Source organism: Serratia sp. 14-2641, assembly GCF_001692375.1.
GTDB lineage: Bacteria > Pseudomonadota > Gammaproteobacteria > Enterobacterales > Enterobacteriaceae > Chania > Chania fonticola_C.
The window spans coordinates 20,559-44,632 of the sequence record NZ_LXKR01000029.1 but is presented as its reverse complement, the minus strand read 5'-3'; the positions used below and the strand labels follow the sequence as shown (position 1 = coordinate 44,632).

Sequence of the window (24,074 nt, the reverse complement as noted above, 5' to 3'; positions counted from 1 at the left end):
AAAAAGGCATCCGATAATGGATGCCTTTTTACTTTTTGCGTTAGGCAAATCACACGTAGCTAAGTGCAATACCGATGAACAACACCAAGCCAACGTAGTTGTTATTCAGGAAGGCACGGAAGCAGGCATCGCGCTCGCGGCCAGCCACCTGCTTTTGCTGATGGATAAACAACGCCCCGGCCAGCAACAGCGACCAGTAAAACGCGCCCCCCAACTGCATCAGATAACCCACCCATAACATCAGCAACAACGTAGCAAACTGCAACAACCCGACGATCAGCTTGTCATGGCGGCCAAACAGCACCGCGGTGGACTTGATCCCAATCTTCAAATCGTCGTCACGATCGACCATGGCATACAGGGTATCGTAAGCTACCGTCCAGCAAATGTTGGCCAGAAACAGCAACCAGCAGCTCAGTGGCAGCGACTCGCTGACAGCGGCATAGGCCATCGGGATCGACCAGCCAAACGCCGCCCCCAACACCACCTGAGGCAGATTGGTCACCCGCTTCATAAACGGGTAAACCCAGGCCAGCGCCAGAGCCGCCAGCGACAACCAGATGGTCATGGCGTTCAACGTCAACACCAGCGCAAAGGAAACCAGCACCAGCGAGACAAACAGGATCTTGGCCTCTTTTTCGCTGACGCGGCCGCTCGGCATCGGGCGGCCAGCGGTGCGTTTCACATGCCCATCGAAAGCGCGATCGGCATAGTCATTCACCACGCAACCCGCAGCACGCATCAGGAAAACGCCAAGCACAAAGACCAGCAATACCGACGGCGAAGGAACTCCCCCCCCTGCCAACCACAATGCCCACAAGGTGGGCCACAGCAACAATAGCGTGCCAATCGGCTTATCGATACGCATCAGATGGCAATAGGCCTGCCATTTGCTTTGAATCACGCTCCCTTCCAAAGTTCTTTCTCCCCTAATTATGCCGGAGTGCCCTTTTCCACCGCATACAGTGGAGAGGCCGGTAGAAACAGTTCCGTCAGTAACAATGGTTTTCCCGCCAGACGGAGGCGAGAACGCCGCGCCCACAGCTCCTTCTGCTGGCCAACATGGATATAATCACGAGTCAGGCTTTCACTGCTGAACAGATAACGGCCCAGTGGTAACGTCCCCAGATCGACCAGTGCCAGATCCGGCCCGGTCAGTGTTTCCTGTGGGATCACCGTACGCCCCAGCAGCCAAGGCTCGCCGTCACCCAGCAAGACGATCTCACGCAGCCAATAGCGCTCGCTATGTGGCAGATGAACCGCCTCTTCGGCAAGCTGGTCACGAGTGATGAAGCATTCACGCTGAGGTTCTACCTGCACGCGGCCACAATGGCGCTCAAAACGGCGGGTCATGGAACCTAACTCCATCAGCCAATCGCTAACGGCGGCAGGTATTGAGGAATGTTCAGACAGCCACTCAATAGGCGGCAGGATGGGCTCCCTAATGTCAGACATTATGCTACTCCAGGCCGGAGGCTACGTGCCGCGCCAAGCCATACAAACTGTTAACAGAAATTCATTGTAACGCAGAAATGCAAAAGCGGCAGGCAGATTCGTGACGTAACGCGTCCCCCATTATCAAGGGGAAAACGGCAGGCTGTCGTAGTGGAAGATGTCATAACGAAAGGGAGTTCGCGCTGTTGGCGCCGGGCTTGGGCAAGGAAGCCCCCGTCTGCTGGATATAAATAACTTGCGGATGAAAAAAGGTACGCCGAAGCGCACCAATCATCAAGCCAGCATCGGTAGCGTGGGGGATTACCCCTTGCCTTTCACGCTGCCAATAAACGTTTCACGAGCGGTGGTGGAACCCAGTTTTTCAGCCTCATTCATCAGTTTCAGCGCCTTATCAATATCCCCCGCCTTGACCGCCTGTTTGATGCCGTTATTGAAGTAAGCCTCGGTATCATTGAGCATCGGCTCTACCGGTGCGGTGGCAACCGCTGCTGGTGCCGCAACTGCCGGAGCGGTGGCACCCACCACGACCGGAGGCGTTGCCGGAGCCGATTGCAGCATGCCAATCATGATGTTGCTGGCCCCTTGTTCTGCTGTCACCTTCAGCTTCAACGTGCCGCTGGTGCTGTGGCTGGCGATCGGATCCGGGATGTCCGGTACCGCGTTACCCACCCCTTGGGCGTAGGCTTTGGCCGGGTTGGTCAGGATGGTGGTTTTAGCCAGATCCTGCTGGGTGGTGTACACCAACAGATAAATCTGTTTTTGCCCCAGCGCAGGGGTCAGTTTCAACGTGCCCTCCAGCCGATCGGCGGACATCACGCCCGGTGGCTGGTAAGCGAAATAGCTGCTCGGATAATAGGCCGCCGGGCGCATATGTTCATCCAGCACCAATACGCTTGGGGCATAGATTGAGTTTTTATTGGCCAGACTGCTCAGTTGGATTTCCAGCGATCCCCGATCGGCCGGCAGCGCAAATGCGGCAACGGCCCCCTGGATCTGGCCCTGGTTGATCTGTGGGCTGACGGTATTGAGTTGGACATCCTGGGTCACCGGCGGTACCAAGGGCTGCCAAGGCAAACTTTGCAGGGTGGCGGCACTGATGGCCGGTGCGACAGAAACGTTGGCCGGAGTATCGGCATAGGTCGCCAGCGGTGCGCCAACGGTCAACGCCAGAGACAGGCAGAGTGACAGTAGATTTTTTTTCATTGTTATTACCCTCTCGCTTTAAGCGTGTATCCCGGCAGCGGGCAGGCAAGCGCACTATTGCCGGTTAAACGGTAAGAGGGAGGGCGTGCAGACGCCCTCCCGTCAAGCCAGTATTACCACCAGATTTCCATCTGGGCACCGAAGGTGACTTCGCTGTCTTTACCACGGCTGAAGGTATGCATGCTGGTATCGTTATAAGCCGTACCTGCGTTGTAGCCCGCACCGGAATCGTTGTTTGCGTAGCCCCACTTCTCATCCCAGTTGGCGTAGGTCGCAAAGACACGGATCGCCGGACGTGACCAGATGCTGTTACCCGCTTGCCACTGTTGTGCCAAGGTGACTTTGTATTGGCCGTTGCGATCGCCAGTACGTTGAGACTTCACGTTGTCGTAGCCAACTTCCATCAGGGTGCTCATGATTGGCGTCCATTTGTACATTGGGCGCACGCCCACGGTGTACCAGGTGGTGCCGTTGTCATTGTCGCGGTTAACGTCCTGATACATGGCAACGTACATCATTGCCCAATCATCGTTGAAGTCGATGGCACCGTGATCCAGCACGCGGATCATCTTGCCGTTGTTATCAATGGAAGAGCCTTGGCTGCGGCCGTTGTTCTGCGCAGTCATGGAATCGGTAGCGTACTGCACCGTGAATTTGTTGAAGCCGCCCAGGATGCTCTGGGTATGTTCCGCAGTAAACATCCAACCGTCTTTACTTGCCCCGTCGACCAGGTGGTAACCGTCTTGCTCATTGGCACGGCCATAATCCACACCCAGTTCCAACGTACCGCCAGGGTTCAGCTCAAGGCCAGCCAAACGCAGGTCGTAGGTATCGTTGACGGTTGGACGCTCGTCACGTTGATTGTCGATATAGCCTAAGGAACCACCGGATTCTGTGTTACGGGTCACGGCAGCAGACAGCTTGCCGAAGCCCAGATCGATATTTTCCAGACCGGCACCAGGACCTGAGATGTCCCAGTAGTAGAAGTCGATCATATGGACGTCATGACGTTGATAGAAGCGCTTACCGGCCCACATGTTGGCACCTGGCAACGCGTCGATCAGGTTTTTACCCTGCACGTTAACTTCACGGAAGGCCGGGCTTGTGGATTCCCAGTCAGACTGTTGCGACACGGAATAGGCCACGTTGGTGTCGAAGTAGAAGCTCTTGTCGCCCTCTTTCCACACTTCCTGGCCCAGTTTCAGTTCCGCATAGGTTTCACATTCGTTACCCAGACGGTACTTACTGCTGGCACCGGTGGTCTGGAAACACTGTTGCTCACCGCCGCTCCCGGTCCAACCGATACCGGAACGTGCGTAGCCGTGGAAATCCACCGCCATCGCTGATGAGGATAAGACACCGGCGGCGACAGCCAGAGTCAGAGGAAGTTTGCGCAGAGTAGTCATCATTATTCTCCTGTTATACAGACCTTGATGCTTTAAACACCCGGTTCCTGATGCAGCCGTTTACACGCCGTCCCGTCCTCGCGGAACAGGTGGCAGCGGTGTGGCGGCAGGCCGATGGCGAATGTTGCACCTTCTTCTACCAGCACCACGTCGTTCTGGCGGTAAACCAGGTTTTGACGAATTGCCGGAATTTGGATGTGGATTTGCGTCTCGTTGCCGAGCTGCTCAACCACCTGTACCTCACCCATCAATGTCACTTCAGATTCGGAACTCGGTAACAGATGTTCTGGCCGGATGCCCAACGACAGGTTGGCCCCAACCTCAATGCCCTCTCCTTCAACCGGTAGCCATACCAATTGGCGATTGGGCATCGGCAGTTCGATCTGTACCCGCAGCGCTTCCACACCGGTCACTTTCACCGGCAGGAAATTCATTTTTGGCGAGCCGATAAAGCCCGCGACAAAGCGGTTGGCCGGGTAGTGATAGAGTTCCAGCGGCTTACCGATCTGGGCCACACGCCCGGCGTCCAGCACCACGATTTTGTCGGCCAGCGTCATCGCTTCGACCTGGTCGTGGGTGACGTAAATCATGGTGCGCTGCAGCCGCTTGTGCAGACGTGAGATCTCAATGCGCATCTGCACCCGCAGTGCGGCATCCAGGTTGGAAAGTGGTTCGTCCAGCAGGAATACATCGGGTTCAGCCACCAGCGTACGGCCAATCGCCACACGCTGACGCTGTCCACCGGACAGGGCTTTTGGGCGTCGGTCCAGCAAATGCGCTAATTGCAGCACTTCGGACACCTGATTAACCCGCTGATTAATTTCCGCTTTTTTAGCCCCGGCCAGCTTCAGGCCAAACGACATGTTGTCGGCCACGGACAAATGCGGATACAGCGCGTAAGACTGAAACACCATGCCGATGCCGCGCTCGGAAGGCGGCACCTCATTCATCCGTTTTTCGCCGATGAACAGATCGCCAGAGGTAATATCCTCAAGCCCGGCGATCATGCGCAGCAACGTTGATTTACCGCAGCCGGATGGCCCGACAAACACCACAAACTCGCCGTCATCGATAGTCAGATTGACGTCTTTGGAAATCACGACCTCGCCGAAGGCCTTATAAACGCTGCGCAGTGTGACGCTAGCCATGCGTTACTCCCCTGCTTTCGCAGTTAACATTTCGTGTGAAGATGGCGGAACCGAAGCCCGCCAAGACCCATTGATGACCCTCTTGCTGCGCACCGTACTGCCATGCCATAGGCTTGGTCGCCTCAGCCGGTGCGGTCGGCTGAGTATAAGGCTGTAGGTTGATCAGCGCTTCAAGGCATTGATCCTGATGGGTAATAAGTAAGCGAATAACGCCATTTTCCTGGCTAATCTGGTTCAGAGCACCGCATTGGATCACCGGGTGCTGACGCAGGGCCAACAGAGCCTGGCAGTAACGTAAGGTTGAATGGTGGTCGTGTTGCTGGCGGCTGATGGCCAACGCACGGTGTTCTATCGCAACCTGTTGGTACCAGTGGATCTCTCCTGCGGTGACCTGCTCCGGCGCTTCATGCCAAGGCATCGGGGTTTGTGCCCCCTGCGGTTCTTGCAGATCCGCCGCGTGTGGCAAGCCCAATTCTTCGCCCTGATACAAACAGATAGGAGCGGGCAGCAATGCCAGCAGGGTCAGGAAAGCCTGCGCAGAACGCAGATCGCCTTGCCCCCAATGGCTGACCACCCGCGGCTGATCGATTTCGCCAGTGCTCCAGACTTTTTCGCCCAGTTGGTGACGATGCGTATGTAATACCTCCACCAGCTTTTCGCAGCTGAACGGCACCACTTCCAGCGCCAACGCGCTGCGGGCATAGTGCTGTTCGGGAGCGGCACTGCGGCAGATACGCTGAGTGCCTTCACTGTGCCAAAGTGCCAGCCCGTGCCCGGCCACTTCCGCTCCAGCCTCTGGCGATAACGCCTGCGGCAATAGCAGCCCGTCCACCGCCAGTGCTTTCAGATAGGGCAATGCCGCCATCATGCCGCGCACGTCGCCCACACCATCGCCGTTTCCATCGCGGAAACTGACCGGATGGATCCGGTACAACGTAGGGTGAGTAGCGGTACGCACTGGTGACATAGGTCCGGGTTCCTGCAGCGTTAGGCGGTAAAAATCAATGTTGCCAATAGTGGGGTAATGGCAAGGAGGGGTAATCATCCGTAACAGGATTTTTCATGGGGGAGGAGATGGGAGGATGAGAGAACGACGATGCGCGGCGAAAGTTCCCGGCAGAAGGCAAATCTGTGATCTTCCTTGCAAAAATAGCCCTGCCTTTTAGTGTCCGACACCACAGAATAGGGCGGTTTGCTAGCTGGATCACACTACTCAGGCATGGGGCGTAGACGGGGGGAGGATGAGAACACAGCGGGTTGTGACCCACTATTAGCGCGTAACCGCTCTCCTTACCGCAGTCCCCACAGAAGGATTGGATTTATGAATCGCACAATGACAACAACCGTACGCACGCTGGCGCTTTCAGCATTAACGACGCTGGTGCTCTCCTCCTCCGCTTTCGCCAAAATAGAAGAAGGCAAACTGGTTATCTGGATCAACGGCGATAAAGGCTATAACGGCCTGGCCGAGGTGGGTAAAAAGTTTGAGAAAGACACCGGCATCAAAGTGACCATCGAACACCCGGACAAACTGGAAGAGAAGTTCCCGCAGGTTGCCGCTACCGGTGACGGCCCGGATATCATCTTCTGGGCTCACGACCGTTTTGGGGGCTACGCGCAATCGGGCCTGTTGGCAGAAATCCACCCTTCCAAAGCCTTCCAGGAAAAAATCTATCCGTTCACCTGGGATGCGGTACGCTTTGACGGCAAGTTGATCGGTTACCCGATCGCGGTGGAAGCCTTGTCGCTGATTTATAACAAAGACCTGATCAAAGAAGCGCCAAAAACCTGGGAAGAGATCCCGGCGCTGGATAAAGAACTGCGCGCCAAAGGCAAAAGCGCCATCATGTGGAACCTGCAAGAACCCTACTTCACCTGGCCAGTCATTGCCGCCAATGGCGGTTATGCCTTTAAGTTTGAAGATGGCAAATACAACATCAAAGACGTGGGCGTAGCCAACGCCGGTTCACAGGCTGGCCTGCAGTTCATCGTCGATCTGGTGAAGAACAAGCACATCAACGCCGATACCGACTACTCGATTGCCGAAGCCGCTTTCAACAAGGGCCAGACGGCGATGACCATCAACGGGCCTTGGGCCTGGACCAACATCGAGCAAAGCAAAATCAACTATGGCGTCACGCTGCTGCCAACCTTCCAAGGCAAACCATCCAAGCCGTTCGTTGGCGTGCTGACCGCAGGCATCAACGCCGCCAGCCCGAACAAAGAACTGGCGACCGAGTTCCTGGAGAACTACCTGATCACCGATCAGGGCCTGGCTGACGTTAACAAAGATAAACCGTTGGGTGCCGTGGCGCTGAAATCGTTCCAGGAACAGCTGGCAAAAGATCCGAAGATTGCCGCCACCATGCAGAACTCGCAAAACGGCGAAATCATGCCAAACATCCCGCAGATGAGTACCTTCTGGTATGCAATGCGTAGCGCCGTGATCAACGCCATCACAGGCCGCCAGACGGTGAAAGCCGCACTGGAAGATGCTCATACCCGTATCACCAAGTAATACCCTGGCCATTGGCGGGCTGTGATGCCCGCCTTTGCCCTGCTGTGTGAGAGGCCGTTGGCCTCTCGCGGTAACACCTGAAAGGAAAGCCCTATGCAACTTGCTCACGCCGGAACACCCGCGCGAAAAAAATCGAAGTGGTGGCAGAGTGACATACTGAAATGGCTGATTGTCGGCCTGTTCAGCCTGGTGACCTGCTATCTGATTGTGGTGATGTATGCACAGGGAGAATATCTGTTCGCCATCCTGACGCTGGTGTTGGTCAGTGCAGGACTCTACGTGTTCGCCAACCGCCGTGCCTATGCCTGGCGCTACGTCTATCCTGGCGTCGCCGGAATGGGGCTGTTCGTCCTGTTCCCGCTGATTTGCACCATCGCCATCGCCTTTACCAACTACAGTAGCACCAACCAACTGACCTTCGAACGCGCTCAGTCGGTGCTGATGCAACGCCAGTTCCAGACCGGTAAAACCTTCACCTTCGGGCTGTATCCGGCAGAGAACCAACAGTGGCGTTTGCAGTTAACTCATCCAGATAGCGGCCAACTGCTGATTTCTGCGCCGTTTAGCCTCAACGCCAGTGAGCCACAAACGTTGAAATTGGAGGTAGAAAGCGCTGAGCCTGCCGGTGAGCGCGCAACGCTGCGCGTGATCACCCAGAATCGCCAGACGCTGAGCCAGATTGTTGCCATCCTGCCAGAAGGTGGCGAGCTGCGCATGAGTTCCCTGCGCCAATTCTCCGGCACCAGCCCGTTATACACGCTAGCCAAAGACGGCAGCACGCTGACCGATAACCAGACCCAGGTACAGTATCGCCCTAACCCGGATATCGGTTTCTATCAGGCCATCAACGCCGAGGGTAATTGGGCCACCGACACCCTCAGCCCGGGTTATACCGTCACCATCGGCTGGAAAAACTTCTTACGGGTGCTCAACGATGAAGGCATCCAGAAGCCGTTTATCTCCATCTTTGTCTGGACCATTATTTTCTCGGTGATGACCGTGATCCTCACCGTGGCCGTAGGCATGGTGCTGGCCTGCGTGGTGCAGTGGGAAGCGCTGAAAGGCAAAGCGGTGTATCGGGTATTGCTGATCCTGCCCTACGCGGTGCCTTCGTTTATTTCCATTCTGATTTTCAAAGGGTTATTTAACCAGAGCTTCGGTGAAATCAACCTGATGCTCAACGCGCTGTTCGGCATTAAACCGGCCTGGTTCACCGATCCACTCACCGCCAAGAGCATGATCCTGGTCGTCAATACCTGGCTGGGTTATCCGTACATGATGATCCTGTGTATGGGCCTGCTGAAAGCCATTCCCGACGATCTGTATGAAGCCTCGGCAATGGACGGCGCCAGCCCGATGCAGAATTTCTTCCGTATCACCCTGCCGCTGCTGATCAAGCCGTTGACGCCGCTGATGATTGCCAGCTTTGCCTTCAATTTTAACAACTTCGTGCTGATCCAACTGCTGACCCGCGGCGGGCCAGACATGATCGGCACCACCACACCGGCCGGCTATACCGATCTGTTGGTGAGCTACACCTATCGCATCGCGTTTGAAGGCGGTGGGGGTCAGGACTTCGGGCTGGCGGCGGCCATTGCCACGCTGATTTTCCTGTTGGTTGGCGCACTGGCGATCCTGAACCTGAAAGCCAGCAAGATGAACTTTGACTAAGGGAGAACGACAATGGCCATGGTGCAACCCAAATCCCAGCGCGTACGCCTGTGGATCACCCATATTCTGATGCTGAGCTTTATCGCCCTGATCATGTTCCCGTTGCTGATGGTAATAGCGATTTCGCTACGCTCCGGTAACTTTGCCACTGGCAGTCTGATCCCGGATCAGATCTCCTGGGACCACTGGCGGCTGGCGCTGGGGATGAGCGTCACCCAGGCGGATGGCAGTATCACCCCACCGCCTTTCCCAGTGCTGTTATGGCTGTGGAACTCGATTAAGGTCGCGGCGATCACCGCAGTGGGAATAGTGACGCTCTCTACCACCTGTGCCTACGCCTTTGCCCGCATGCGTTTTCGTGGCAAAAGCACCCTGCTGAAAAGCATGCTGATCTTCCAGATGTTCCCGGCTGTGCTGTCTTTGGTTGCACTGTACGCCCTGTTCGATCGCCTGGGACAGTACATTCCGTTTATCGGCCTCAATACCCATGGCGGTGTGATATTCGCCTATATGGGCGGTATTGCGCTGCATGTCTGGACCATTAAAGGCTACTTCGAAACCATCGATAACTCGTTGGAAGAAGCCGCCGCACTGGACGGTGCCACACCTTGGCAAGCGTTCCGCCTGGTGCTGCTCCCCCTTTCAGTCCCGATCCTGGCGGTGGTGTTTATTCTGTCGTTTATCGCGGCGATCACCGAGGTGCCGGTGGCTTCACTGCTGTTACGTGACGTGAACAGCTACACGCTGGCCGTCGGCATGCAGCAATACCTCAATCCGCAGAACTATCTATGGGGTGACTTCGCCGCCGCAGCGGTGTTGTCCGCCATTCCGATCACCGCAGTATTCCTGCTGGCGCAGCGCTGGTTGGTCGGTGGCCTGACGGCGGGAGGAGTGAAAGGTTAATTTATGCCACTGCAATACGTTTGATGTACTTTGCTTCTCTCTATGAACTGTGTCTTTGGCGGCCTTCGCTGGGCCGCCATTTTTATGTTTACTCCCGCTTCAGCCGATCGGTGTTGGCCAGATACAAGGTCACCACCAGTACTAATATGGCGCCGGAATAAATCAGCGTGTCGAAAGGGTTCTCATGATCAACGATGATCAAACGAATAATCGCGGTAATGCCGATATAGATAAAGTAGCGCAGCGGGAAGTGATAACCCGACTCAAAGTATTTAACAATCAAGGCGATAAACTCAAAGTAGAGGAAATAAATCACGATCCCCTCAATCAGCTGATACGAAGAAGACTCCTCGTTGCTGACGAATAATACTTTCGCCAAATGAAAGGTTTCTTTGACCAAAAAAACCACCAAAATCGCCGCCAATAGCAGCAACCCCACGTTTAGTACCCGCTGCAGCCCTTTTGCGATCATCAATGATCGTGATGTTTTTGCCATGACTTCTCCCGTCGTTCGGCTAGTTATTAGTGCAGAAATGCCTAATGGGCTTTTTCCTAAAGTTGCTCTGAGGGTTTATCTTCAGGCGAATTACCCTATTTTCAATTAGTTGTGTAAATTGATTACGCTTGTATATATTTGTAGCAAATTGAAATGTCCTCTATCATGGGCGTAGTCTCAGGCATTATGCCTCTAAATTCCCGTAATCTAGAAAGGAACTTTCATGCGAGCTAAACTCCACGCACTGGTCGCGGCAGGCCTTTTCACCTGTTCGTTTGCCAGCTACGCCGGCGGACTGGTGACTCCTGATAACGATCTGCGCAATGACCTCGCCTGGTTATCCGATCGCGGTGTGATTAACGTCAGCCTGTCTACCTGGCCGCTAAGCCAGGAAGAGATCAACTCGGTGCTGGCGCAAGCCAAGCCGGTGACCAACACAGAAAAAACCGTCATTGACCGCGTACAGCGCCGGGTGGGTGACTTAAAAGCCAATGTTACCGTCACCGGTTATACCTCTACCGACAAACCGGGCACGCCGCAGGGCTTCGGTCAGAGTCACTATGCCGACAGCAGCCTGACCATCGGCGCCGGCGCCAACGGTGAGTTCTGGGACGTGCGTCTGCAAGGTGCCGTAGAAGGCGACCAGCGCGTCTCTGATGGCTCCAAATTCAATATGAACGGTTCATACGGTGCCATCAAAGTGTGGAACCAGTGGCTGTCATTCGGTGAGGTCTCTCAATGGTGGGGTCCTGGCTATGACGGCAGCCTGATCCGTTCCGACGCGGCACGCCCTGTGGCTGGCTTTATGCTGCAACGAGCCGATCAATCCCCGTTTGAAACGCCTTGGCTGTCCTGGATTGGTCGTTGGCAATATCAGATCACCGCAGGCCAGTTGTCACAATATACTGCTGTTCCTGATACCAAACTGTTTGGTGGGCGTTTTACCATGATGCCAACCAATTTTCTGGAATTAGGTGCATCGCGTGTAATGATGTGGGGAGGGGATGGCCGCCCACAATCCTGGAGCTCATTCTGGGATGCTTTATCAGGCAATGATAATACCGGCGACAAATATAATGACCCTGGTAACCAATTAGGCGGTTTCGATTTCAAACTTAAGCTACAACCTCTAATCGGCATGCCTGTCAGCCTGTATGGTCAAATCACGGGTGAAGATGAGGCCGGAATGTTACCGTCTCACAACGCATATTTAGTTGGCTTAGAGGGGCATCCTGAGTGGGGCCCGACTACTATCAACTGGCATATCGAAGGGGCTGATACTCGCGCCAATGGCAAGTCTAATAACGTTATGTATACCCATTACGTTTACAGAGATGGCTACTATCAGCAAGGCTACCCTCTGGGCCACGCCATGGGTGGTGATGGACAGATGTTATCTGGCCGCGTAGAGCTGGTGCTGGATGATGGCCAGCGTTGGAGTACTCGCTTGGTATACGCAAAAGTGAATCCAAATAACCAGAGCATCAACCAGGCATTCCCGAAATCCGACACGCTGAAAGGCATTCAGTTGGGTTGGGGCTATAACTTCGCTTCACAAGTGAAGTTTGATACCAGTCTGTGGTACACCGATAACAACAACAGCACCGCCGATGACGTGGGTGCCGGTGTCAGCATGGCAGTACCAATCAATCTGTAATCCCTACAGATATCAAAAAACCCGCCGCGGCGGGTTTTTTATTGGCGGCTATTCAGAGCAACTTAACGCCAGGCTTTAAAGCGATTGATCAAGCCGTTGGTTGAGGTGTCATGGCTGGTCACCGCTTCTTTACCCGCCAGTTCCGGCAGAATACGGTTAGCCAGCTGTTTACCCAGTTCTACGCCCCATTGGTCAAAGGTGAAGATATTGAGGATAGCGCCTTGGGTGAAGATCTTGTGCTCATACAGGGCAATCAGGCTACCCAGGCTGAACGGAGTGATCTCACGCAGCAGGATGGAGTTGGTTGGGCGGTTGCCTTCAAACACTTTGAATGGGGCAACGTGCTTGACCTCTTCCGGCGTTTTACCCTGTGCGGCGAATTCTTCCTCAACCACGTCCAGAGATTTACCGAACGCCAGCGCTTCCGTCTGTGCGAAGAAGTTCGACAGCAGTTTGGCGTGGTGGTCGCTCAATGGATTATGGCTGATGGCCGGAGCGATAAAGTCGCAAGGCACCAGCTTGGTCCCCTGATGGATCAGCTGATAGAACGCATGTTGGCCGTTGGTGCCTGGTTCACCCCAGATAATCGGGCCGGTCTGGTAATCTACCGGATTGCCGTTACGGTCAACGTATTTGCCGTTAGACTCCATGTTGCCCTGTTGGAAATAAGCGGCAAACCGGTGCATATACTGGTCGTACGGCAGGATCGCTTCGGTTTCTGCGCCGAAGAAATTGTTGTACCAGATACCGATCAGCGCCAACAGCACCGGCAGGTTTTGCTCGGCAGGCGTCTGGGCAAAGTGCTTGTCCATCTCATGCGCGCCGCTCAGCAGCTGCTCGAAGTTTTCAAAACCCAAAGACAGCGCGATAGACAGGCCGATTGCCGACCACAGAGAGTAACGGCCCCCCACCCAGTCCCAGAATTCGAACATATTGTCGGTGTCGATACCAAACTCGGCCACCGCTTTACCGTTGGTAGACAGCGCGGCGAAGTGTTTCGCGACGTGCTGCTGATCGCCAGCGGTGTTCAGGAACCAGTCGCGCGCGCTGTGGGCGTTGGTCATGGTTTCCTGAGTCGTGAAGGTTTTAGACGCCACCAGGAACAGCGTAGTCGCCGGATCCAACGGTTTTAGCGTTTCGGCGATATGGGTGCCGTCTACGTTGGAAACAAAGTGCATGTTCAGGTGGTTTTTATAGGGGCGCAGCGCTTCGGTTGCCATATAAGGGCCAAGATCTGAGCCGCCGATGCCGATGTTGACCACGTCGGTAATCGGTTTGCCGGTGTAACCTTTCCAGTCGCCGCCAATGACGCGGTCGCAGAACTGTTTCATCTTCGCCAGCACCGCATTGACTTCTGGCATCACGTCCTTGCCATCAACAATGATTGGCGTGTTGCTGCGGTTACGCAGGGCAACATGCAGCACGGCACGATCTTCCGTACGGTTGATTTTCTCACCGGAGAACATCGATTTGATCGCGCTTTGCAGGTCGGTTTCTTTCGCCAGTGCCTGCAGCTTCTCCAGGGTTTCTGCGGTGATGCGGTTTTTGGAGTAATCCACCAGCATCTGATCGTTGAAAGTGGCAGAGAACTTGGAGAAACGCTCACTATCCTGAGCAAACAGGTCACGGATCTGGACGTCTTTGATTTGTTCGAAATGTTGCTGCAGGGCTTGCCAAGCAGCGGTTTGACTAGGATTGATATTTTTCATAGCGGCGCTCTTATGCTTGAGAATGAATATGAGGTGATGGACCGATTGTAGCCTGTTCGACTGTGATTATGATCTCTTTTCTTGCGATAGGCGTTAACTCTCAGACTGCCGCACCCCATTTTTACCTTTCCACAACAATCTGCTGATATTTCACCTAACAGCCTGTTATCACAACGCTGAAACGTCCCTCTCACCACGCTTTTCTCTTGATGCGCAGTCCGCAATATTCGGTCGCTCTGCTCCCCGCTGAGCGCAGATGAAAATCCCTCAGCGTCTTCCCGTTGACAGTAGCCAATAAACCCGTTATTCCTAACAGCCTACTTGCACATCCACTGTGCAAGCCAGAAGAGGCGCGTCGCCCAGGTAGAGTGTCAGAGGAGCCATTATCCGATGACGGCACTGGAGGGGGAGCGACGCCGAGGCGAGATGCTTACGGCAATCATCACGTCGGCTACAGGGGCTGAATCCCCTGAGTTGTCACCATGGGCTGCTCTGTATGAGCAGTCAGCAAGGTGGGGCGCTTCTGGGTGTATCGTAGCCTCAACCTCTACGCCTGCTCCCTGTTTACCGCTCTTCCCTTGTGCCAAGGCTTATGGAATTAAATGCCAATTTGAATGGCGTCCCTGACACGAGGTTTTACATGACTCAAGCAGCACCCCAAAACGCAACCGTAGTAGCCAAATTCGGCGGCACCAGCGTGGCCGATTTCGAGGCGATGAACCGCAGCGCCGACGTGGTACTTTCTAATCCCGATGTCCGCTTGGTGGTTCTGTCCGCCTCTGCCGGTATCACCAACCTGTTGGTGGCCCTGGCCGAAGGCTGCGAAACCGACAAGCGCAACGAACAACTGGCCGAAATCCGCCGCATTCAATACGCCATTCTCGATCGCCTGGATAACCCGATGGTGGTTCGCGAAGAAATCGACCGCATGCTGGAAAATATCACCACGCTGTCGGAAGCCGCTGCGCTGGCCACCTCTGCCGCACTGACCGATGAACTGGTTAGCCATGGCGAGCTGATGTCTACCCTGCTGTTTGTGGAAATTCTGCGCGATCGTAAGGTACAGGCAGAATGGTTCGATGTGCGTAAAGTGATGCGTACCGACGACCATTTCGGCCGCGCCGTACCGGACAGCGCCGCGCTGACCGAGTTGGCTCAAACCCTGTTGAAGCCGCGCCTGCAACAGGCGTTGGTGATCACCCAGGGCTTTATCGGCTGCGAACCCAAAGGCCGTACCACTACGCTGGGCCGTGGTGGCAGTGACTTTACTGCGGCCCTGCTGGGTGAAGCATTAAACGTCAGCCGCGTGGATATCTGGACTGATGTTCCGGGTATTTATACCACCGACCCACGCGTGGTGCCTGCCGCCAAGCGTATCGATAAAATTGCCTTTGAAGAAGCGGCGGAAATGGCCACCTTCGGTGCCAAAGTGCTGCACCCGGCCACTCTGCTGCCTGCCGTTCGCAGCAACATCCCGGTCTTCGTCGGCTCAAGCAAAGATCCTGCCGCGGGTGGTACGCTGGTGTGCAATACCACGGAAAACCCGCCGCTGTTCCGCGCGCTGGCCTTACGCCGCAAGCAAACCCTGCTGACGCTGCACAGCCTGAACATGTTGCACGCGCGCGGCTTCCTGGCCGAGGTGTTCAACATTCTGGCCCGGCATAATATCTCGGTCGATCTGATCACCACTTCCGAAGTCAGCGTGGCATTGACCATGGATACCACCGGTTCCACCACCACCGGAGGCAGCCTGCTAACCACCTCTCTGCTCACCGAACTGTCCTCGCTGTGCCGGGTGGAAGTGGAAGAAAATCTGGCACTGGTCGCCCTGATCGGCAACAAGCTGTCACAGGCCTGCGGCGTCGGTAAAGAGGTATTCGGCGTGCTGGACCCGTTCAATATCCGCATGATCTGTTACGGAGCCAGCAGCTATAACCTGTGCTTCCTGGTGCCGGGCGATGATGCGGAGCGCGTGGTACAAACGCTGCATCACAATCTGTTTGAATAAGCCCCTCACCCTACCCCTCTTCCACAGGGAGAGGGGATTGAACGTGCCACAGGTTAATATCTGCACCTACCTGTAGCTCCGGACTCGCCCCCTTTCCCCACCACAGTACAACAGGCATCCCTGGACGCCATATCGGGAGAGGGCCGGGGTAAGGGGAGATTGATTGGCCTTAACTGAATCTACAGAGGCTCAGCGCACTGGGCCCACCACAACACACACCATTACACCCGTTCAATATTGGCAAAGGATAACCTCTCTCATGCTGGCAAAAATCACACGCTTATTCCCATTATGGGCCGTGCTGCTGTCCATTGCGGCCTATTACACCCCGTCGACCTTTACCGGTATCAGCCCTTACGTCAGTACGCTGCTGATGCTGATCATGTTTGCCATGGGCGTCACTCTGCGCCTGGATGACTTCAAGCGTGTGCTGTCGCGCCCCGGCCCGGTAGCGGCGGGGATCTTCCTGCATTACCTGATTATGCCGCTGGCCGCCTGGCTGCTGGCGATGCTGTTCCGTATGCCGCCGGATCTCTCCGCCGGTATGGTACTCGTTGGCAGCGTAGCCAGCGGCACCGCCTCCAACGTGATGATCTATCTGGCTAAAGGCGATGTCGCCCTGTCGGTGACCATTTCGGCCGTTTCTACGCTGGTTGGTGTCTTTGCCACCCCGCTGCTGACACGCCTGTATGTCGATGCCGAAATCAGCGTGGATATCATGGGGATGTTATTCAGCATTCTGCAGATCGTGGTGATCCCGATTGGGCTGGGCCTGATCGTCCACCACAGCTTCACCAAAACCGTCAAGCGGGTTGAGCCCTATCTGCCAGCCCTGTCGATGGTGTGTATTGTGGCGATCATCAGTGCGGTGGTGGCTGGCAGCCAGAGCCATATTGCCTCGGTAGGCTTTGTGGTGATTATTGCGGTGATCCTGCACAACGGGATCGGGCTGCTCGGGGGCTATTGGGGAGGAAAAATGCTCGGGTTCGACGAATCTACCTGCCGTACGCTGGCTATTGAAGTCGGTATGCAAAACTCCGGGCTGGCGGCAACGCTGGGCAAGATTTACTTCTCACCGCTGGCCGCACTGCCGGGCGCACTGTTCTCGGTATGGCACAACCTGTCCGGTTCACTGCTGGCGGGTTACTGGTCTGGCCGCCCGATCAAGAAAGTGGATTAATGGCAAACAGGCACACAAGGGGCGCTGCATGCGGCGCCCCTACCCATTCACCAACATTGCCACTTTGTCATCAATCTGAGGGCCATCAACGGCCCTTCATTCACTATGGCGTTCTAGGACTTTCCTCCCAGTCACGGTCATCGTCCTTCTCATCCTGATCCAGTGCATTATAGGCCACCGCGCAGAACAACGAGTTAAGCCGCTTCATATCCCCCAACAGCGCCAGATGCAGCGAGCTGGTTTCGATACTTTGCACGTTTTGCTGATGCAGGCGATCGACGTGCGCATGGGCATAACGACGATCCAGAATGCGGAAACGGTGCTTGGAGCGGCGTAACCGCTTGGCACTGGTGATATCACCGGAGAGAAACACCGACAAGCTAAGGCGCAGATTGTCAGTCAACTTTTCATGCAGTTGGTCCAGTTCGGCCAGACCTTCGGCGGAGAACGAACTGCGCGCGCCATGTGATTGATCCGCCACATCACTAGCCATACGTTCGATAATATCGCCAGCCTGCTCCAGATTGAGGGCCATTTCGATGATCTCCGCCCAACGGCGTGAATCCGCCTCTCCCAGGTCTTCCTTCTGGATCTGCGCCAGGTAAAGTTTGATGGCGGTATACAACACGTGAACGTCATCGTCCAGACGGCGAACTTCTTTGGCCTGGATGCGCTTACCATGCAATACCTCATGGTGCAGGATCATCATATGCTCTATCACATCCCCCATCCGTAGGGTTTCGCGCGCCGCATTGGCCAGTGCCAAACTTGGCGTATCCAGGGCACTGACGTCGAGGTGGCGTGGCCGCAAACGGGGATCTTCTGTAGGAGCATCGACGATCCACGTTTCGCACAGGCGGGCCATCGGCCCTGACAACGGCACCTGTAGCAGACAACGCACCAGGTTGTAGAACATGTGGAAATAGATCACCAGTTCCTCTGCATTACCTGGCAGCCGCTCAATACCGTGCGCAATCAGGGAAACAAACGGCAGTACCAGCGCACTACCCAGCAGTTTGAATAACAGGCTACCCAACGCCACGCGACGTCCTGCGGCATTCTGGCCGCTGGTGTTCAACATCACCAACAGGCCGCTGCCCAGGTTGGCACCAATCACCAGGCACAGCGCCACCTGTAGAGAAATCACGCCCGAGGCGGTCAACGTCGCGGTCAACAGCACAGCTGCCAGGCTGGAATAGCTGATAATGGCAAACAGGGCACCGATCAGCGCGTCAAGCATTACATCGCCGGTCAATGACGAGAAGATCACTTTGACGCCATAGCCCTGTGTGATCGGCGTAGCGGCGGCCACAATCAGTTCCAGCGCCAATACAATCAGGCCAAGACCAATAGCGACGCGCCCCATCTGGCCTACGCGGGTTTGCTTGCGGCTAAGGAATAAAATCACGCCGACAAAAATCAGCAGCGGCGAAAGCCAGGAGAGATTGAACGTCAGCACCCGCGCCATGATCGCCGTGCCAACATCGGCCCCCAGCATAATCACCAGCGCAGGCCCAAGACCCACCAGTCCTTGAGCCACAAAAGAAGAAACCAGCAATGCCGTCGCATTACTACTCTGCACCAACGCGGTTACGCCAATACCTGCCACAAAGGCCAGCGGCTTTTTCTCTATGCTGCTGCTCAGAACCTGGCGCAGATTGGCACCATAGACCCGCATGATGCCGGTCCGGACGATATGGGTTCCCCACACCAGCATGGCAATGGCGGAAAGCAGATTAAGAAGGGTCAACACGGAAGGCTCGCTCCATTGACGCCCGGCAGGCACCACAGGCTATCCCGCCTGCCAGACGCCAGTTAAGCAGGATAGCGGCAAATCGCTTATTGCTATCAAGAAGGAATACTCTAGAGGGAGAGCGCACCATGCATTATCAATCAATGCGACAGCGAAATCATGCAACTACCCGGAATATAACAGTTTCCAATTGTAGCCTAATTTGGCTGCCCTCGGGCGAAAATTGGCCACGGACGCGCAAAAACTGTGCAATATCAATGAACTCTGACACGCGAGTGTTATTCTAATCATTACACTTCAACCCTTGGTAAACAGAGCTGATGGAACACCCTGGTTTTGCAGCCATTATCGTTGGCGGCGGCGTTGCGGGCTGCACTGCAGCGCTATTATTGGCACGCGCGGGCATCAATACTTTGTTACTGGAGCGGGGTACTCAGGCGGGCAGTAAAAACGTTAGCGGTGGCAGGTTATACTCCCATGTCCTGGCCAATCTGCTGCCGAATTTTGCCGCTACCGCCCCTCTGGAACGTCATATCACCCAAGAAAGACTCTCAATGGTGAGCGGCAATAGCGCGGTGACGCTGGATTATCGCCATACCTTGCCCTGTTCCTACAGCCTGCTGCGCGCCCGTTTCGATCCCTGGCTGATGGCGCAGGCGGAGGCCGCCGGGGCGCAATGCCTGACCGGGACACCGGTCGATGAACTGATCGTGCAGCAAGGCCGGGTGGTCGGCGTTATGACGGCGGGTGAAGCGTTATACGCCAATACGGTGATCCTGGCAGAAGGGGCCAATACGCTGCTTGGCGAGCATGCCGGAATGCAGCCAAAGCCACCAGCAGCAACGATGGCGATCGGCGTGAAAGAGGTGTTGGCACTGCCGCGCGAACGGTTGGAAGATCGTTTCGCATTGGAGGATAACCAAGGTTGCGCCTGGCTGTTCGCTGGCCAGCCCACGCAGGGGAAAATCGGCGGGGGTTTCCTGTATACCAACCGAGATAGCCTGTCGCTCGGCGTGGTATGCAATCTTTCCAGCCTAACAGAAAGTAAAATCGCCCTGCCGCAGATGCTGCAACAGTTCAAACAGCACCCTGCCGTGCGGCCATTGCTGAAAAATACCGAGCTACGTGAGTACAGCGCACATCTGATCCCCGAAGGGGGAGCGGAAAGCATGCCACCGCTGTTTGGTCCTGGCTATCTGCTGGTTGGCGATGCCGCACGGTTATGTATTAATACCGGGCATACCGTGCGGGGTATGGATCTGGCGATGCTATCAGCACAGGCGGCAGCGGAAACCTTGATTGCCGGGCAAGAGTTGCAGCATTATCCCTTGCGACTACAGCAAAGTTCACTCTGGGCGCTGATCCAGCAATATCGCCGCCTGCCGGAGATGATGCTGCAATCGCCACATTGGTTTAACCGTTACCCGCAGTTGGCAGCCGATATGCTGCAAGAGATGTTTGAGGTCAATGGAAATGCCCCCACACCGTTGCGCAAGCTACTATGGCGCCACGCGCGCCGCATCGGCCTGAAGCAATTACTGAAAGATACTGTCAATGGAATGCGCAGCCTATGAACCAGCCCGATCTCAGTCACAACCATTATCAGGGGGATCACACCGATCCACACATCATCCTGGCCGATGCACAGGATCGTACGATGCTGATGCGTTTGGTGATCGCCTGCCCCGCCGGGCTGTACCAGTTCCAGCCGGACGGCAGCCTGCGTTTCGACGTACAGGGTTGCCTGGAATGTGGCACCTGCCGCCTGCTGTGCGGGGAAGAAACCATCACCCGTTGGCGCTATCCGCAGGCGGGCAACGGGATTGAGTTTCGCTTCGGTTAACAGACGTGGGCCAGAGCCTCTAACACCTCGTGCATATCACCCACAATCCCTACGTCGGCCTGGGCAAAAATAGCCGCTTGCGGATCCTGGTTGATCGCCACAATCAGCTTGCTATGGCGAATACCAATGGCGAACGCCGGAGCACCGGAAACCCCGGCAGCAATGCACACCTCGGGGGCAATGATGGCACCGGACATGCCCAGCAAGCGATCCATCTCGCACCAGGCGTTCATCACGACCGGCCTGCTGGCGGCCAACTCTGCGCCCATGTTGGTCGCTAGCTGCTGCATCTGGACAACCTGCTGGGCACCGCCAACGCCTTCCCCGATGGCCAGCACGTAGCGCGCCCGGCTCAGTGGTGACGCCGCGGGTTGCGGTGAACACGCCGAGGCCAGTATCCACTCGGCATCGGGTATATTGGCTGGCTCAAAGCGTTTGGCTACCACCGCACCTGGCACTATTTCCACGCTTGCCGCACTGCTTCGGGCCACGCTCAGGCACAAAGGTTCCCGTGTCATCTCCAGCTCGGCGGTGAGATTGTTGCCATAGACGGCTTTGGTTACCCGACATTCGCTGCCGTTAATTTGCGCCTGTTCCACCGCACAACAGGCAGAACCGCCACTCCGGCAGGCCAGGCGCGTGGCCAACTCGCCACCTTCATCACCAGCAAACAGCAGTAATCGCGGGGTGAAAGCTTGCCACATCTGCTCCAATACCGTTAATCGCGTCTCTGCCAGCCGGGGAGCGTTAACCCAACGTATTTGTGCCACCTCACCGTCCAGGCATGGCAGGCTCTGTGGCACCTCATCGCTGAATAGCCAGAGCTCCAGGCTCTCTGCAGTAAGCTCGCTCAGCCGCAAGAACTGATTAATCTGGCTGGCCTGCGTAGGAAAGTTGGGGGCATCCGCATCCAATATCAGTGCAATATTCATGATGGCCACCGTTCACGGAGATAATCCTGGCACAACCGCTGCACTTTCTGCTCAACGCTGTCCCCCTCAATCACTACCCCGGCGCGACGATGCTCCACATAGCTTAAGCCACACAATTGCACATCACTGGCAGGTTGCTCGGTTATTGCCAGGTCGGTGGGTGACAAACGTTGGACCTGCCGTTTACCCGCCGCCAGCTTCTGCTTTAACGTGGGAACGCGTAACGCACTCGCCTGTTGCGAGTTCCCTACCACCAGCACTAAAGGAGGCATCACCGTCATCACCTCCTGCCCGTAAGCCGTTTGCCGAGTAACCCGTAAGGCCCTCACTTCTTCTGCCGCAGCTAATTGGCAAACGCCGGTGATACAGGGCCAGCCGAGGCGTTCTGCCAACAGCAAAGGCGTTTGGCTATTTTGCCCTTCCAGGCTTTGCGCCCCCATGACGATCACCTGTTGGGATCCCATATGCTGCTGATAGGCCGCGATTAGGGCGGCAACCGTTGCAGGGTTAAAACGCAGATCCCACTCCGCAGGAGGCTCAATGCGTACCGCCTGCTGATATTCCAGCGCCATCAGTTGCTTCAGCGCCGGTTCGGCCATAGCATCGGCGACCGTCAAGACGCTCAGGTTAAGTTCCCTCTCATCACGCAGCATCAGCACCATTTCCGCCGCGCTTTCGTCATAGCCGCTTAACAGACGTCGGGCAAAGCGGGTATCAATCTGCAGCCGCTCATCGGGTTGCCAATCGCTTTTTGCCAACATGCCCAGATCCGGTGCGACCTTAATCGCCAACAGCAGGTTCATCCGTTTCTCCTGTCAGTGGGCGATTAACGGCTTTACCGAGGAGGCGCCCACCAGCGTCATATCCTTGGTTTCCGGTGCCCACATGATCGAAACCACCGCCCCTAGCACCAATACGCCAGTCAGGATCAGCATGGTGCCTTGCAGCCCCAACGAAAGCATCGACAGCGGCAGCAAAGCGGTGCCAATGGCCGAACCGAGCCGGCTCATCGAGGTGGCAAAACCGACCCCCAGTGAACGAATATCGGTCGGGAAGCTTTCCGCCGGGAATACCCCGACGAGGTTACTGACCGCCGAAATCGTCAGCGTAAACAAAGCAAACAGCATTAACATGGCCCCCTGACCCGGTGGCACAAAGGCCAATGCCCCCAGGCTGGCAGCCAGGATCCAGAACGAGCCAATCAGGAAGCGACGGCGCGGTAGCCATTGGGTCAGGGCAATTCCCATCACCGCCCCCACCATCAGCAAGCCATTAAGCAGCAGATCGGTGGCGAAGCTTTGGCTCTGCCCAAGGGTGGTCAGAATCGAGGGGAGGAAGGTATAGATGGCGAAATAAGGGATCACCAGGCAGACAAAGAACAGGCTGTTGAACGCGGTGCGTCGCCAGTAACGCGGTGAAAACAAGGTGTGCATATGGCGTGCGGTTTCGATCGGAATTTCGTCATTGAGGATCACCTGCGGACCAAAACAGCGCAGCACTACCAGATGAGCCTCGGCGATGCGCCCTTTGCGCATCAGCCAACGTGGCGACTCTGGCGTTCCAATGCGTAATAGCATAATCAATAACGCAGGCACGGCGCTTGAAGCCAACAGCCAGCGCCAGGACTCCGGCCCCAAATCGGCAAGGAAATGGCCAGCAAATCCGGCGGCGACGTAGCCTAACGTCCAGATCACGCTAAAGGATCCCAACAGGATGCCGCGATGCTTACGCGGAGCAAACTCGGCCAGCATGGTATGGCCTACGGCGTAATCTCCCCCTAGCCCGATCCCGACCAATACCCGTAGCCAGAATAGCTGTTCCGGCGTAGTGGCGAAAAATTGCATCACGGAGGCCAACGTGATGATGACAAAACTGAAGCTGAAAATTTTCTGACGGCCAATATGGTCGGAAACCCAACCCAATACCAGGCTGCCAAGGAACAGGCCAATCAGCGCCGAGCTGCCGATCATTCCTTCCCAAAACGGCGTCAGCCCCATCTGCGGCTTGAGCTGGGCCAGCGCAAAACCGATCACTCCCAGTACATAGCCATCGGTGAGGTGAGCGCCAAAGGTCAGCCCCGCCATTTTGCAGTGAAAGGCGTTTAGCGGAATATCATCCATGCGCACTTGCCGAGGCAGCCGTGTTGTCATCGTTACCCCCCAATGACTGTGCGAAAGGCCCGGCAAGCCGGG

General features: G+C 55.9%; 20 protein-coding genes and 1 riboswitch. Of the genes, 8 read left to right on the top strand and 12 right to left on the bottom strand.

The window, feature by feature from the left end:
- Nucleotides 1–49 precede the first annotated feature (49 nt).
- The 6 genes from ubiA to A6U95_RS13335 form a co-directional block, all read right to left on the bottom strand.
- Entirely contained in the window at nt 50–916 is an 867-nt protein-coding gene (ubiA, locus tag A6U95_RS13360; RefSeq protein ID WP_065684844.1) for a 4-hydroxybenzoate octaprenyltransferase, read from the bottom strand.
- A gap of 17 nt (nt 917–933) precedes the next feature.
- Entirely contained in the window at nt 934–1,455 is a 522-nt protein-coding gene (gene ubiC, locus A6U95_RS13355) for a chorismate lyase (protein WP_065684843.1), read from the bottom strand.
- A gap of 300 nt (nt 1,456–1,755) precedes the next feature.
- Complete coding sequence (gene malM / locus A6U95_RS13350) at nt 1,756–2,658, bottom strand: maltose operon protein MalM (RefSeq protein ID WP_065684842.1); 903 nt, start codon at nt 2,656–2,658, stop codon at nt 1,756–1,758.
- A 113-nt stretch (nt 2,659–2,771) separates the two neighbouring features.
- Entirely contained in the window at nt 2,772–4,064 is a 1,293-nt protein-coding gene (locus A6U95_RS13345) for a maltoporin (protein WP_024528015.1), read from the bottom strand.
- 32 nt (nt 4,065–4,096) lie between these two features.
- Nucleotides 4,097–5,212, bottom strand: a complete 1,116-nt coding sequence (gene malK / locus A6U95_RS13340) for a maltose/maltodextrin ABC transporter ATP-binding protein MalK (RefSeq protein ID WP_059199032.1) — start codon at nt 5,210–5,212, stop codon at nt 4,097–4,099.
- Nucleotides 5,205–6,179, bottom strand: coding sequence for an alpha-amylase family glycosyl hydrolase (locus tag A6U95_RS13335; protein ID WP_065684841.1), 975 nt, complete (start codon nt 6,177–6,179; stop codon nt 5,205–5,207). Before A6U95_RS13335 ends, malK begins: the two co-directional genes overlap by 8 nt.
- Nucleotides 6,180–6,533: 354 nt before the next feature.
- Here A6U95_RS13335 and malE point away from each other — a divergent pair, with 354 nt between their 5' ends.
- The 3 genes from malE to malG all read left to right on the top strand — a co-directional run bounded on the left by malE (nt 6,534) and on the right by malG (nt 10,304).
- Complete coding sequence (malE, locus tag A6U95_RS13330) at nt 6,534–7,730, top strand: maltose/maltodextrin ABC transporter substrate-binding protein MalE (RefSeq protein WP_024528018.1); 1,197 nt, start codon at nt 6,534–6,536, stop codon at nt 7,728–7,730.
- 93 nt (nt 7,731–7,823) lie between these two features.
- The gene (gene malF, locus A6U95_RS13325) at nt 7,824–9,401 is read left to right on the top strand and encodes a maltose ABC transporter permease MalF (RefSeq protein ID WP_065684840.1); all 1,578 of its coding nucleotides are present in this window, start codon (nt 7,824–7,826) and stop codon (nt 9,399–9,401) included.
- A 12-nt stretch (nt 9,402–9,413) separates the two neighbouring features.
- The gene (malG, locus tag A6U95_RS13320) at nt 9,414–10,304 is read left to right on the top strand and encodes a maltose ABC transporter permease MalG (RefSeq protein ID WP_024483994.1); all 891 of its coding nucleotides are present in this window, start codon (nt 9,414–9,416) and stop codon (nt 10,302–10,304) included.
- A gap of 88 nt (nt 10,305–10,392) precedes the next feature.
- Here the strand turns inward: malG and psiE are convergent, their stop codons facing one another.
- On the bottom strand, nt 10,393–10,800 hold the full coding sequence (gene psiE / locus A6U95_RS13315; RefSeq protein WP_025119581.1) for a phosphate-starvation-inducible protein PsiE: 408 nt from the start codon (nt 10,798–10,800) through the stop codon (nt 10,393–10,395).
- A gap of 223 nt (nt 10,801–11,023) precedes the next feature.
- On the opposite strand from psiE, the gene A6U95_RS13310 reads away from it, so the two are divergent.
- Entirely contained in the window at nt 11,024–12,457 is a 1,434-nt protein-coding gene (locus A6U95_RS13310) for a capsule assembly Wzi family protein (protein WP_065684839.1), read from the top strand.
- Nucleotides 12,458–12,519: 62 nt separating this feature from the next.
- Here the strand turns inward: A6U95_RS13310 and pgi are convergent, their stop codons facing one another.
- Complete coding sequence (gene pgi / locus A6U95_RS13305) at nt 12,520–14,166, bottom strand: glucose-6-phosphate isomerase (protein ID WP_065684838.1); 1,647 nt, start codon at nt 14,164–14,166, stop codon at nt 12,520–12,522.
- Between the two features lie 337 nt (nt 14,167–14,503).
- Nucleotides 14,504–14,697: riboswitch (Lysine riboswitch) on the top strand.
- A 109-nt stretch (nt 14,698–14,806) separates the two neighbouring features.
- Here pgi and lysC point away from each other — a divergent pair.
- Nucleotides 14,807–16,174 carry a lysine-sensitive aspartokinase 3 gene (gene lysC, locus A6U95_RS13300; RefSeq protein WP_065684837.1) on the top strand — a complete coding sequence of 456 codons (1,368 nt, stop codon included), beginning with the start codon at nt 14,807–14,809 and terminating at the stop codon, nt 16,172–16,174.
- A gap of 259 nt (nt 16,175–16,433) precedes the next feature.
- On the top strand, nt 16,434–17,354 hold the full coding sequence (gene panS / locus A6U95_RS13295; protein ID WP_024483999.1) for a ketopantoate/pantoate/pantothenate transporter PanS: 921 nt from the start codon (nt 16,434–16,436) through the stop codon (nt 17,352–17,354).
- Between the two features lie 103 nt (nt 17,355–17,457).
- Here panS and A6U95_RS13290 read toward each other — a convergent pair whose 3' ends face one another.
- Complete coding sequence (locus A6U95_RS13290; RefSeq protein ID WP_024528025.1) at nt 17,458–19,107, bottom strand: Na/Pi cotransporter family protein; 1,650 nt, start codon at nt 19,105–19,107, stop codon at nt 17,458–17,460.
- 320 nt (nt 19,108–19,427) lie between these two features.
- On the opposite strand from A6U95_RS13290, the gene A6U95_RS13285 reads away from it, so the two are divergent.
- On the top strand, nt 19,428–20,681 hold the full coding sequence (locus A6U95_RS13285; RefSeq protein ID WP_065684836.1) for an FAD-dependent oxidoreductase: 1,254 nt from the start codon (nt 19,428–19,430) through the stop codon (nt 20,679–20,681).
- Nucleotides 20,678–20,950 (top strand): 4Fe-4S dicluster domain-containing protein, encoded by a 273-nt coding sequence (locus A6U95_RS13280; protein ID WP_065684835.1) that lies wholly within the window; start codon nt 20,678–20,680, stop codon nt 20,948–20,950. The genes A6U95_RS13285 and A6U95_RS13280 overlap by 4 nt, the downstream gene beginning before the upstream one ends.
- Here the strand turns inward: A6U95_RS13280 and A6U95_RS13275 are convergent.
- The 3 genes from A6U95_RS13275 to A6U95_RS13265 are packed head-to-tail and all read right to left on the bottom strand — an operon-like array spanning nt 20,947 to nt 24,032.
- Complete coding sequence (locus A6U95_RS13275) at nt 20,947–21,882, bottom strand: electron transfer flavoprotein subunit alpha/FixB family protein (RefSeq protein ID WP_065684834.1); 936 nt, start codon at nt 21,880–21,882, stop codon at nt 20,947–20,949. The two genes, A6U95_RS13280 and A6U95_RS13275, sit on opposite strands and share 4 nt — an antisense overlap.
- Complete coding sequence (locus tag A6U95_RS13270) at nt 21,879–22,685, bottom strand: hypothetical protein (RefSeq protein ID WP_065684833.1); 807 nt, start codon at nt 22,683–22,685, stop codon at nt 21,879–21,881. Before A6U95_RS13270 ends, A6U95_RS13275 begins: the two co-directional genes overlap by 4 nt.
- Before the next feature lie 12 nt (nt 22,686–22,697).
- Nucleotides 22,698–24,032, bottom strand: coding sequence for an MFS transporter (locus A6U95_RS13265; RefSeq protein ID WP_065684832.1), 1,335 nt, complete (start codon nt 24,030–24,032; stop codon nt 22,698–22,700).
- Between the last annotated feature and the right edge of the window lie 42 nt (nt 24,033–24,074).